The sequence below is a fragment of the Staphylococcus sp. CoH_129_LAB_1 genome (genome assembly GCF_058191515.1).
In genome coordinates, this window is the sequence record NZ_JBXWKZ010000027.1 from 19,391 (window position 1) to 33,194 (window position 13,804).

Consider the following 13,804-nt stretch of genomic DNA (forward strand, 5'->3'; position numbering starts at 1 on the left):
AAAATAATCTATATTATATCATACCATGTAGCTTTTTAATTTTGTGTATTATTTTGAGATTGAAAATGATAAATATGCAAAGCCAAATAAACAATTTCTGAATCATCAATACCAATATTTAAATTTTTTTGAATTACTTTAGAAATTTTATATGCTGTACTATAACAAGTAGGATAATATGTTTTGACCATATTTATAAATTCATCTTGCGCATAAATATATTCTTTTTTGTTTAAACGAAGTATTAAAAATTGAATATGTCTAATAAATCGTTGGTATTGAACAGTTTGGGGATTAACAGGATGCCCTATGTCATTTTCGATAATTAATACACATTTATTAATAATTTTATTAATTAATGATATTTCACTTATAGGTAAATCTTCTTTATTTGAAGCAATATGCAATGCTATAAAACCTATTTCGTCATCAGGAAATGTGACGTCTAATTTTTCATTTAATCGTTGTATAACTTGTGTTGCAATATCATACGCCTCACTATATAAATGTTGGGTTTCCATTGCAAAGGGATTACTAATAATTTGATTTTGTTTTAATCGTTTATATGCAAAAATAATATGATCGGTTAAAGCAACGACAAGTTGTTTGTCATCTTTCATATAAGTAGTACTTGTAATATAGTTAACTGATTCAATAATTGCTTGTAAGACCTCTTCATCAGCAATTTCAACTAGAGATTTATAATATTCTTGTTGTTGTTTTTGGTCTAATTTATACACCTTCTCAATAGAAGCATTATCATCTACAATCATTCCAGCTTTTTTATTAAAACCAATTCCCTTACCGATTAAAATAACTTCTTGATTACGATTAATGCATATGATGACGTTATTATTTAAAATTTTTGAAATATAATATTTACTCATAATCATCATCCTTTTTTTACTACTAAAATTATATAGTTAAACGTTATATTTGAAAAGTCACCCTTACAAAAAACACTTCTTTCCTGTATTACTCAAAGAGAAGAAGGAAAGAAGTGTCTACTTAAATTATTAATGTTTTTTAGATATTTTGTCTTCACGTCCCCAAGATTCAATACCAAATAAATTAATCTCAAGGTTTTCTGGCTTAAACACAGGTTTTAAACCGGCACGCTTTTGTTGAATATAATCTTTCATAACAGCAAATGCTATATTTGAAAGACCTATAATGGAGACAATGTTTACAATAGCCATTAATCCCATAAATAAGTCCGCTGTACTCCATACGGTTTCAGTTTTAACAACTGCCCCTATAAATACTAATACAACAACTAAGCATCTAAAAATAAATAAAATCACTTTATTTTTAGATAGAAATTCTATATTAGATTGTCCGTAATAGTAATTACCAACTACAGAAGAGAATGCAAATAAAGTAATCGCGACTGTTAAAAAGATACCACCTGGAGAACCAAGATGTTCATTCAATGCAGACTGTGTAACTTCTACACCTTGTGGTGCTTTTTCACCAAATTTTAAACCTGAGTAAAGTAAAATCATAATAGCTGTTGCTGTACAAACGAGCATTGTATCAAAGAAGACACCTAAAGATTGAAGTAATCCTTGCTTTACTGGATGTGGTACAGCAGCAGTAGCGGCCGCGTTTGGTGCTGAACCCATACCTGCTTCGTTAGAGAATAAACCACGCTTTACACCTTGTAAAATCGCTGTACCTACCGCACCGCCTGCAACTTGTTCTATTCCGAATGCACTTTTAATAATAGTACCAATCATTGGAATGATTTGATCAAAATTCATGAGTAAGATAACTAAAACTATAACAACATAAATGATAGCCATTATTGGAACAATTAAAGATGATAACGTTGCGATACTACGTACACCGCCAAAGATAATGATTGCTGTAATGACGGCCAAAATAATACCAGTAATAACTGGACTAATATGATATTGTGTTCTCAAAGATTCAGCAATGGTATTTGATTGAACAGTGTTAAATACAAATGCAAACGTAACAGTAATTAACACAGCAAATGTGATACCAAGCCATTTTTGATTTAAACCTTTGGTTATGTAGTAAGCTGGGCCTCCTCGGAAGCCACCTTCTTTATCATGGACTTTATAAACTTGTGCGAGTGTCGCTTCAATAAATGCACTCGCAGCTCCAATAAATGCGATAATCCACATCCAAAATACTGCACCAGGGCCACCTAACACAATAGCTGTTGCTACACCAGCGATATTTCCTGTTCCCACACGTGAACCTGCACTAATGGCAAATGCTTGGAAAGGCGAGATCCCTTTCTCTCCACTTTTCAATGTTTCTGGTTTTTCAACTAATGCTTTAAACATTTCAGGTAACATGCGAAGTTGAACAAATTTAGAACTAATAGTAAAGAAAATACCTACCGTCAGCAACAAACCTATTAAATACTGTGACCAGATTAAATCATTTCCAACTTGGACGACAGATTTAAACCAGTCAGGTATTAAACTATCAAAATCTCTCAATTAAATCCCTCTCATCAAAATTATTGTTGTGATATACATTACAAGAGATTTATGTTACAACGATTAAGATTAAAAGTGCACATATTAAGCCTGTTTCACTTTTATATTCTTATCATCAACATAAATCTCTTGCGAATTATAAATAGTTAAATATTAAATTAATTTTATCATCTTATGAATTAATTGAAAACAAAAATTTTTAAATCATATTAATTTATTATCATTGATTTTACGTTGCCAAACTCAGTTGTATCAACTACAAATGACCCATTTGTATATTGTTCAGAAAGATGAATATTAGAAATTTCACCTGTTTCAGCATGCTTATCTGAATAAAGTGTATAGTATGTTTCTCCTTTGACAACATGCGCAGCTACAATACGATGTGGATTTTTTTTCAATTCTTTTAAAAGTGTAATACCTCTTTGTGCACGTTTAGCATCTTGCAATATATCTTTAGAAATACGTTTTACTGCTCCTCTTTGTGTAGCCATAATTATTGAATTATTTTTATCAACAATACTAGTCATGATAACATAATCTTCATCTTTTAAATTGATAGATTTCACACCAGCCGCTCTCAATCCAGTATCTGAAAGTTCTCCTGTAGAATACGTTAATGCCATGCCTTTATGTGTAATAACAGTAATCATTTGTTCTTGAGTTATACGAAGTACATTTACTATTTCATCTTCATTTTTTAATTTGGTTGCAATTAGCGGCTTATTAAATCGTGTTGTTTTAAACAACGATTGATTACTCTTTTTAATCATGCCATTACGAGTTGCCATAATATAGAACGCTTTACCATCAAATGTTTTTTCGTTAAATACATCTATAATTCTCTCGCTTTCTTCTAGAGGCACAATTTGTGATACATGCTGTCCTAATTCTTTCCAACGCACATCTGCAATTTTATGGATTGGAATAAAGAGATATCTTCCTTTATTCGTAAATACTAAAGCTGTATCTTGAGTATTTACAGTTTGATATTTGAGTAGACTATCTCCTTCTTTTAAACCTACTTCGGTCACACCACTTGCATTAAAGCTACGAGTAGACGTACGTTTTATATATCCATGTCTAGTCACACTTAAAATAACTTCTTCACTTGGCACAATAACTTCTTTATCGATTTTAATTTCTGATATTTCCGCTTCTATTGAAGATAAACGTGACATTTTAAAACGTTTACGAATATCTGTAAGTTCGTCTTTAATAACATTTAATAATGCGTCGTGATTATCAAGTATATTTCGGTATTCTTTAATTAATTTTTGTAGTTCTTCATGCTCTTTCTCAAGCGCAATAATATCAGTATTAGTTAAACGATATAATTGAAGCATCACAATAGCTTCTGCTTGTGCTTCAGTAAAGTCAAATTCATTTACTAAATTATCTTTTGCATCTTTTTTATTTTTAGAATGACGAATTAACGCAATCACTTCATCTAGTATAGATAAAGCTTTCATAAGCCCTTCTACTATATGCATACGCTTTTCAGCATGATTTAAGTCATATTTTGTGCGATTAGCTACAACTTCAATTTGATGGTTTAAGTAGCTATCAATAATTTCACGTAGTCCCATTAATTTCGGACGTCCATCACTGATGGCAACCATATTAAAATTATAAGTAATTTGTAAATCAGAATTTTTATATAAATAGTTTTTAATAGACTCTGGATTGACATCTTTTTTAAGTTCAATAGCAATTCTTAAGCCTGTACGATCAGTTTCGTCACGTACTTCAATAATGCCATCTACTTTTTTATCTGCACGAAGTTCATCAATACGTTTCACAAGTGAACTTTTATTCACTTCATAAGGAATTTCTGTCACAATTAATTGTTTACGACCATTTCTTAATGATTCTTCTTCTACTTTTGAACGAACAACAATTTTTCCTTTTCCTGTTTCATAGGCTTTTTTAATACCATCAATACCTTGAATAATGCCACCTGTTGGAAAATCAGGACCTTTGATATATTTCATTAATTGATTTACTGAAATATTAGGGTTATCAATATATTTTAATGTTGCTTGAATTACTTCACCTAAGTTATGCGGAGGAATATCAGTAGCATATCCTGCTGAAATACCAGTCGAACCGTTTACCAGTAAATTGGGAAATCTTGCCGGTAACACCATAGGTTCAAGTGTCGTATCATCATAGTTTGGTACAAAAGATACGGTTTCTTTGTTAATATCACGAACTAACTCTTCAGAAAGTTGACTTAATTTTGCCTCTGTGTAACGCATCGCAGCAGGTGGATCATTATCAATGCTACCATTGTTACCGTGCATCTCAATCAATACATGTCGTAACTTCCACTCTTGACTTAAACGCACCATTGCATCATACACTGAAGAATCACCGTGTGGATGATATTGTCCAATAACATCCCCTACAGTTTTTGCACTTTTACGGAAATTTTTATCATACGTATTGCCACTGCTATACATAGCAAATAAAATTCTACGTTGAACAGGTTTTAAACCATCACGTACATCTGGTAACGCACGTTCTTGAATAATATATTTACTATATCTTCCAAAGCGATCACCAATTACATCTTCAAGTGATAGGTCTTGAATTATCTCACTCAATTGACTTCCTCCTCATCATATTCTTCAGTATCAAGTATTTGAACTTCTGTATTATCTAAAATACTTTGATCTTCTTGCATTCCAAATTCAACATGACTTTCAATCCATTCACGTCTTGGTGCAACTTTATCTCCCATTAATGTTGTTACACGTTTAGAAGAACGCACTTCATCATCGATTTGCACTCTAATCAATGTTCTTGTATCAGGATTCATTGTAGTCTCCCATAATTGTTCGGGATTCATTTCACCTAAACCTTTATAGCGTTGTAAAGTAAACCCTTTACCTAATTGTTTTTGAAGTTTTTCTAATTCGTCATCTGTCCAAGCATATTCCACTTTTTTAGATTTCCCTTTACCTTTTTCTAATTTATATAGCGGAGGTAATGCAATAAAAACACGCCCTTCTCGCACAAGAGGTCTCATATATTTAAAGAAAAATGTTAATAATAAGACTTGGATGTGGGCGCCATCTGTATCAGCATCAGTCATAATAATAACTCTATTATAATTACTATCTTCTAATTTAAAATCGTTACCAACGCCTGCACCAATTGTATGAATAATTGTATTAATTTCTTCATTTTTGAAAATATCTTCAAGTTTTGCTTTTTCAGTATTAATCACTTTACCACGTAAAGGTAAAATAGCCTGGAATTTTCTATCTCTTCCAAGTTTAGCTGAACCACCTGCTGAGTCCCCTTCGACAAGATATAATTCATTTTTCTCAGTATTTTTACTTTGAGCAGGGGTTAACTTTCCTGATAATAATGTATCTTTACGTTTGTTTTTCTTACCAGAACGTGCATCTTCCCGTGCTTTACGGGCCGCTTCTCTCGCTTGTTGAGCTTTAATAGCTTTTTTTACAAGAGATTTAGATAATTGACCCTTTTCTTCCAAATAATAAGGTAATTTTTCAGAAACAACAGAATCAACTGCACTACGCGCTTCAGACGTTCCAAGTTTAGATTTAGTTTGTCCCTCAAATTGCAATAACTCTTCTGGAATACGTACAGAAATCACTGCAGTTAATCCTTCTCTAATGTCATTACCATCTAAGTTTTTATCTTTAACTTTAAGTTCATTAATGCGACGTGCGTAGTCATTAAATACGCGTGTCATTGCCGTTTTAAATCCTACTTCATGAGTTCCGCCATCTTTTGTACGTACATTATTAACAAAACTTAATATACTTTCAGAATATTGATCGTTATATTGAAAAGCAACATCTACTTCGATTCCATTTGCGGCACCTGTAAATGTCGTAACATCATGTAACACTTCTTTACCTTCGTTTATATAACTTACAAATTCTTTAATACCTTCTTCATAATGATAAACATCCTCACGTTCTTTTCCATCACGTATGTCTTTCAATGTGATTTTTAAGTTTTTTAATAAGAAAGCTGATTCTTGTAAGCGCTCACTTAATGTATCAAAATTAAATGAGGTTGTTGCTTTAAAAATACTTGGGTCTGGTTTAAATGTAACTTTTGTACCTGTTTTCTTAGTTTTCCCCACTTTTTCTAAACCAGAAGTTGGAATACCGCCATCTTTAAAGGATTGCTTATAAATTTGTCCATCTCGATGAATTTCGACTTCTAACCATTCACTTAATGCATTAACTACAGAAGCACCAACACCGTGAAGTCCTCCAGAAGTTTTATATCCACCTTGCCCAAATTTACCTCCAGCATGTAATACTGTAAAAATAACTTCTACAGTAGGTTTACCTGACGCATGCATTCCAGTTGGCATACCTCTCCCATTATCTTCCACTGAAATGCTATTATCTTTATTGATTGTTACATCAATTTCATTACCATGACCATTTAAAACCTCATCGACGGAGTTATCGACAATTTCATATACTAAATGGTGTAATCCACGTTTATCAGTTGATCCAATATACATGCCTGGACGTTTTCTAACTGCTTCAAGTCCTTCTAATACTTGAATCGAATCATCTGAGTAATGATTTGTCTTTTTTGTTGCCAATGCGTTCTCCTCCTACAAACGTACGTTCGTTTTTTTAACTTTACAATAGTTATTCTTATATAAAACGCATCAAAATGCAAGTAAGAGTTATATTTAACTTAATATAATAAAGGGTTTTTTTAATTTTCAATCGTTGTATGGAACACTTTGTGATAAAATATAGCTACATTATATAAGGGATGTGTAAACGAATTATGATGATAGTTCTCATGTTGATTTTAAGCTATCTCATTGGAGCTATTCCAAATGGTTATGTTATAGGAAAACTTTTTTTAAAAAAAGATATTAGACAATTTGGAAGCGGTAATACTGGTGCTACAAATAGTTTTAGAGTTTTAGGTAAACCAACTGGATTTATCGTTACTTTTTTAGATATATTTAAAGGATTCATTACTGTATTTTTCCCAGTATGGTTTCCAGTGCATGCTAATGGCCCTATTAGCACATTCTTCACACATGGCTTAATTGTAGGTATTTTTGCAATACTTGGTCACGTTTATCCTATTTATCTTAAATTTAAAGGGGGTAAAGCTGTAGCCACAAGTGCTGGAGTTGTATTAGGCGTTAATCCAATCTTACTTTTAATTTTAGCAATCATATTCTTTGGAATTTTATATTTAACAAAGTATGTATCATTATCAAGTATTGTTGCAGCCATTAGCTGCGTAATATGTTCATTAATTATTCATGATTACATATTATTTGGAATGAGTGCTTTTGTATCAATTATTTTGATTTTTAGACACCGTTCTAATATTGTTAGGATTTTTAAAGGTGAAGAACCTAAAATAAAATGGATGTAGAATAGGAGTTTCATACACTAAATGCGAATAATCGTATTTAGCCCACGAGAAATGGCTCATGTTTGATATGGATGATATTATGCTATAATTCAAGCAGTTTCTACATGATAAATATTATAATGATTAATATAAAGGATGGTTCATACAATGAAAATCAACTTGACTGATGAAGCAGTTGAATGGTTTAAAAGTGAATTAGATTTACCAAAAGAGAATAAAATATTACAATTTTACGTGAGATATGGTGGAGAATTTCAGCTTAAACAAGGTTTTAGCCCAGCATTTCGAGTAGAACCGATCAATGACGTTGAGATAGGTTATCGTGAAAATTATAATAATTTAACTATAGTAGTTTCAGAAGATGACTTATGGTACTTTGAAGATCATGATATTATCGTTGAAAAAGTAGACCATGAAGATGAAATTGCTTATTCTACAATTAATTAAAAAAAGAGACTGGGACATAATCCCTAACAAAATAGCCAGTAAATGAGTGTATTATAAATTCATTTACTGGCTTCTTTATTTACAATACTACGTATTGTTGAATCGCTTTCTTAGGGGACAGCTTCAGCCTGTAGTCTTCAGCTTGTCCTGTTCCCTCAAGAGTCTCGCCAAAACACTTTGTATTTATATATAATTTTACATTGAAATACTAAAAAAATAAGGCACTTTCGTATAATTTAATAAATATCACTAAACTAAATTAACGAGGTGTCTTATGTATAAAGAATATAATATGACTCTACTAATGGAAACGTCAATTCTTATACCCACAAATGATATTTCACGACATGTAAATGATATTGTAGAAATCATTCCTAAGACTAAATTCGATGAATTCAGACGTCATCGTGGTGCAACATCATACCATCTAAAAATGATGTTAAAAGTCATTCTATATGCCTACACGCAATCTGTGTTTTCAGGACGTAAGATAGAAAAATGACTGAATAATATCATTCGAATGATGTGGCTATCACAAAATCAAAAACCTTCTCATAAAACGATGAATTGATTTAGAGTCAATCCAAACGTAGATGCTTTATTAACATCATTATTCATTCAATTTCATAGTCATTTTTTGAAACAACATCTTATAGATGATTTGGCCATTTTTATTGATGTACGAAAGTTGAGACGAATGCCAATCGATATACATTTGTATGGAAAAGAATATTCAAAATCATGAGTCAAAAATGAATGCAGATTTTAAAGCACTCTATCATGAATTGGTGACAAATAAAATCATACCTGAGATTAAAAAAGGTCACGATAATGACTAAACAAAAGAAAAAATAGATTTGATTGATAGTCATTTAGATAAAGACATCGAAGATTTAAATCAATATATCGATAATGAAAAATGTACTAAAATAAGAAAACAATACAAAAAGAAAATTAATGAGTACTCTGAGCGAAAGCATAGATATGAAGTCCAAAAATCTATTTTAAAGGATAAAAATAGTTATTCTAAAACAGACCATGATGCCACATTTATGAGAATGAAAGAAAATCATATGAAAAATGGACAACTCAAGCCAGGGCACTAAATAGTGACAAATTCTCAATTTGTTTTATCTTATAATATGTATCAAAATCCGATTAATACAAGAACGATGATACCATTTTTTAATTCAATGCAAAAATAAGTAAAAAAATAATGCAAAATTATGATTGGGAATATTTTAAAGCCCAAATTAATAAAAAGCTTTCAGAACCAAAAACAAAAGCCATCTACAGTCAAAGAAAAATTGATGTGGAGCCTGTTTTTAGATTTATGAAGCTATTTTAAGGTTCACTCGAATGTCAGTTCGAGAGATAAATAAAGCCAAAAGAGAACTAGGATTTGTGCTAATATTACTTAATATGAGAAAAGTAACAGCTCAACGAACTGAAAATAATCAAAAAATTATAAAAAAGACAATTTCTATATTATTTCAATAGAAATTGTCTTTTTTCACTTATCCAGAAACTTTTTGTCCCGGAATCTTTTTTTATATATTCAAATCGCTATGTTTTGTAATTTCTAATTGTTTACCATTATTGTTCAATGTTTCTACTTGGCTATATACTTGATGCCATTCTGGAAAATAACGATCTAGACGAATTGGTCTGAAGTCACTTGCTTTAATACATAAAAGTTGAGTAGAACCTGTAGTAGCTAATTCACCTTTTTCATTATATACTTCATAACAATATGTTGAACGTAATCTTGAATAATGTTCTACCCATGTTTTTACTTTAACTTTTTCAGGATAAAAAATTGATTTCTTATATTGAACTTGTAAATCTACTACGGGTGAGATGATGCCTTCTTTTTCCATATCTGCATAACTAAAACCTAATTTGCGAATATAATCAGTACGAGCAACTTCAAACCATGTAGCATAATTCCCATGATAAATTACTCCCATTTTATCTGTCTCTTGGTATCTCGCTTCAATTTCAGTCATACTATAAATCATATTTATGTACCTCTTTCCAATTAAGTTCACTTTCAATATTAACATAAAAAAAACACTTGACATAAACTTTCTGACTTACCACTAGTAGTGAAGTACCATGATGAAATTATCTGAGAAAAGAGGGATGCAAAATTCATTTTAAAATCGTCGTTCTACCCCAACCTGCGTTGGCCGCAGACTTTCTTAATGAAAGTCTTTATGTTGGGGCCCCGACCCCATCCTACGTTGGTCGCAGATCTTATTTATAAAACTCTCTATATTTTTGTCTTACTAGTATTAAAAAGCTTGATACAAGCGTTTTTTCAAAACAATCATTGATTACCAACGTATTAAAAATGCCTGAGACAATTATTAATGTCCCAGGCGCCTTAAATTATGTTCTAAATTTTAAATACTTTTTCGAACTTTTATATTATTTAGCAAGTTTATTTCTTAATACCATTTGTAAAATGCCACCATGACGGTAATAATCGATTTCAACTTGTGAATCGAAACGAACAATTACATCGAAATCAACCACTTCCCCATTTTCTTTTTTAGCATGTACTTTAATGATATCATGTGGCTTTACATTTTCATTAATATCTACAGAAATTTCTTCTTTACCATCTAGACCAAGTGAATCAGCTGATTCTCCGTCTTTAAATTGTAATGGTAATACACCCATCATGACTAAGTTAGAACGGTGAATACGTTCGTAGCTTTGTGCTATTACAGTTTTAACGCCTAATAAGTTAGTACCTTTAGCAGCCCAGTCACGTGAAGATCCCATACCATAATCGTTACCTGCTAATACTGCTAAACCTGTACCGTCTTCTTTATATTTCATTGCAGCGTCATAAATTGGCATAACTTCATCAGTTGGCCAATATGTTGTAAAGCCACCTTCTGTACCTGGTGCTAATTGGTTTTTAATTCTAATATTCGCAAATGTGCCACGCACCATAACTTCATGATTACCACGACGAGAACCATATGAGTTGAAATCACGAATAGGTACGTCATGATTTAATAAATATTTACCTGCTGGTGTGTCTTTACCGATAGCACCTGCTGGTGAAATATGGTCAGTTGTAACTGAGTCACCAAATTTACCCATTACACGCAAATCTTTTAATGGTTCAATTGTACCTGGTTCTTTTGATAAACCTTGGAAGAATGTTGGGTTTTGAATATATGTTGAATTAGGATTGAAGTCATATAATGGTGAATCTGTAACATCAATCTCATTCCACATTTCATTGTTATCATAAACATTTTTATATTCTTCTTTAAATAATTCAGGTGTTACAACACTATCTACTGTATCAGCAACTTCTTTAATTGAAGGCCAAATATCATCTAAATAAATATCTTGGCCATCTTTGCCTTTACCAAGTGGTTCATTCTGTAAATCAATATCTACAGTACCAGCTAAAGCGTACGCAACAACTAATTGAGGTGAAGCAAGATAGTTAGCTTTTACTAATGGATGGATACGACCTTCGAAATTACGGTTACCAGATAATACAGAAGTAACTAGTAAATCTTCAGTAGCAATAGCTTTTTCAATTTCTGGTAATAAAGGACCAGAGTTACCTATACAAGTTGTACAACCATAACCTACTAAATTAAATCCTAACTCATCAAGATAATCTTGTAATCCAGCATCACGTAAGTAACCCGTAACTACTTTTGAACCTGGTGCTAATGATGTTTTAACATATTCAGGTACTTTTAATCCTTTTTCAACTGCTTTTTTCGCAACTAAACCAGCACCTAACATAACGTAAGGATTAGATGTGTTTGTACATGACGTAATAGCTGCAATTGCAATATCTCCAGTTTTCATAGTTGTTTCTGAACCATCATTAAATTGAATATGAGCTGATTTATCAAATTCACTTTGATCTAGGCCATGGCCTTGGTTTCCAGCAGGAGCTGTTACAGATTTTTCGAATTCTTTTTTCATATCACTTAAGAAAATTAAATCTTGAGGACGTTTAGGACCAGATAATGATGCTTCAACTGTTGATAAATCTAAGTCAATGACATCTGTATAATGTGGATCTTCTTTATCTGATGTAAAGAACATATTGTTTTGTTGTAAATACGCTTTAACTAATTCTACATGCTCTTCAGAGCGTCCTGTTAATGTCATGTATTTAAGTGACTCTTCGTCAACTGGGAAGAAACCACATGTAGCACCATATTCAGGAGCCATGTTCGCAATAGTCGCACGATCGGCTAATGGTAAGTCTGCAACACCAGGGCCAAAGAATTCTACAAATTTGCCAACCACACCTTTTTTACGTAACTCTTGAGTTACTCGTAATGCTAAGTCAGTAGCAGTTGATCCTTGAGGTAATGAATTAGTTAAGCGTACTCCAATCACTTCAGGAATTGGGAAATATGATGGTTGACCAAGCATACCCGCTTCAGCTTCAATACCACCAACACCCCAGCCTAATACACCAATACCATTTATCATAGTTGTATGTGAATCAGTACCTACAAGTGTATCAGGGAAAGCAGTTTGTTCACCATCAACATCTCTTACATGAACTACTTTAGCTAAATATTCTAAGTTAACTTGGTGTACAATACCTGTTGCAGGCGGTACAGCATTATAATTATTAAATGCTTTTGTAGCCCAATTTAAAAATTGATAGCGTTCATAGTTTCTTTCAAATTCTAATTTCATATTGCGTTCTAACGCATCTGGATTTGCATAACTATCTACTTGTACAGAGTGGTCAATGACTAAATCAACTGGTACTTCTGGATTGATTTTATTAATATCTCCACCTACATCATTCATAGCTTTACGTAATGAAGCTAAATCAACAACTGCAGGAACCCCTGTAAAGTCTTGCAAAATAACACGTGACGGTTTAAAAGGCACTTCTCCTTCATTACCTTCTTTACCAAAATGGGCTAATGCTTTAATATGATCATCTGTAATAACAAAATCATCTTCTTGTCTTAATACAGATTCAAGTAAAACACGAATAGAATATGGTAATTCACTAATTTTAGTTAAACCTTGTTCTTCTAGACTTTTTAAATCATAATATGTATATGATTTACCTCGAACTTCAAACGTTTTTTTAGCTTGTTCTTTAATGTTAGAAGCCATTTTATTATCCCCCTTGAATATTAAAAATCCATAATTATATTCCTTTAAATAAATTGTATAATTATATGATTTTTAAAACAACTATATATTACTAAAATTCTAGAGATTTAGATTTTGGTTTTATAATCAGTAAATATAAGTAATACTTATCATATTACTTTTTACATATAAGTAAAAATTATTAATTGAGAATTGTTTTCAATGAAATGATAAAAGTAGTTTTTATTAAAAAAGGACCTTGAAAATACATTCATTTTGGACTGACCCCAATTAGTGGGAATGATATAAAAACACTTTCGTTGAATTCATATTAAAATGAATCATGCGGAGGT

The 13,804-nt window shown here is 31.7% G+C and carries 8 protein-coding genes and 1 pseudogene; 3 read left to right on the forward strand and 6 right to left on the reverse strand.

Going from position 1 to position 13,804, the window contains the following annotated elements; translation table 11 throughout:
- Positions 1-35: 35 nt before the first annotated feature.
- From glcT to parE, 4 genes are all read right to left on the reverse strand, one after another.
- Positions 36-887: a glucose PTS transporter transcription antiterminator GlcT gene (gene glcT, locus AC2FB1_RS08585; RefSeq protein ID WP_490674798.1), complete on the reverse strand. Its 852-nt coding sequence runs from the start codon at positions 885-887 to the stop codon at positions 36-38.
- A 129-nt stretch (positions 888-1,016) separates the two neighbouring features.
- Positions 1,017-2,477 (reverse strand): glutamine transporter AlsT, encoded by a 1,461-nt coding sequence (gene alsT / locus AC2FB1_RS08590; protein WP_490674799.1) that lies wholly within the window; start codon positions 2,475-2,477, stop codon positions 1,017-1,019.
- A gap of 209 nt (positions 2,478-2,686) precedes the next feature.
- Complete coding sequence (gene parC / locus AC2FB1_RS08595; protein ID WP_490674800.1) at positions 2,687-5,086, reverse strand: DNA topoisomerase IV subunit A; 2,400 nt, start codon at positions 5,084-5,086, stop codon at positions 2,687-2,689.
- Positions 5,083-7,083, reverse strand: coding sequence for a DNA topoisomerase IV subunit B (parE, locus tag AC2FB1_RS08600; protein ID WP_490674801.1), 2,001 nt, complete (start codon positions 7,081-7,083; stop codon positions 5,083-5,085). The genes parC and parE overlap by 4 nt, the downstream gene beginning before the upstream one ends.
- A gap of 194 nt (positions 7,084-7,277) precedes the next feature.
- Between parE and plsY the strand changes: the two genes are divergently transcribed.
- From plsY to AC2FB1_RS08615, 3 genes and pseudogenes are all read left to right on the forward strand, one after another.
- On the forward strand, positions 7,278-7,886 hold the full coding sequence (gene plsY / locus AC2FB1_RS08605) for a glycerol-3-phosphate 1-O-acyltransferase PlsY (protein WP_490674802.1): 609 nt from the start codon (positions 7,278-7,280) through the stop codon (positions 7,884-7,886).
- Between the two features lie 147 nt (positions 7,887-8,033).
- Positions 8,034-8,333: a HesB/YadR/YfhF family protein gene (locus AC2FB1_RS08610; protein ID WP_490674803.1), complete on the forward strand. Its 300-nt coding sequence runs from the start codon at positions 8,034-8,036 to the stop codon at positions 8,331-8,333.
- 274 nt (positions 8,334-8,607) lie between these two features.
- Positions 8,608-9,919: pseudogene (locus AC2FB1_RS08615) on the forward strand (transposase).
- Here AC2FB1_RS08615 and menI read toward each other — a convergent pair.
- The gene (menI, locus tag AC2FB1_RS08620) at positions 9,884-10,354 is read right to left on the reverse strand and encodes a 1,4-dihydroxy-2-naphthoyl-CoA hydrolase MenI (protein ID WP_490674805.1); all 471 of its coding nucleotides are present in this window, start codon (positions 10,352-10,354) and stop codon (positions 9,884-9,886) included. The pseudogene AC2FB1_RS08615 and the gene menI overlap by 36 nt on opposite strands.
- Positions 10,355-10,766: 412 nt before the next feature.
- On the reverse strand, positions 10,767-13,472 hold the full coding sequence (acnA, locus tag AC2FB1_RS08625; RefSeq protein WP_490674807.1) for an aconitate hydratase AcnA: 2,706 nt from the start codon (positions 13,470-13,472) through the stop codon (positions 10,767-10,769).
- Positions 13,473-13,804 lie beyond the last annotated feature (332 nt).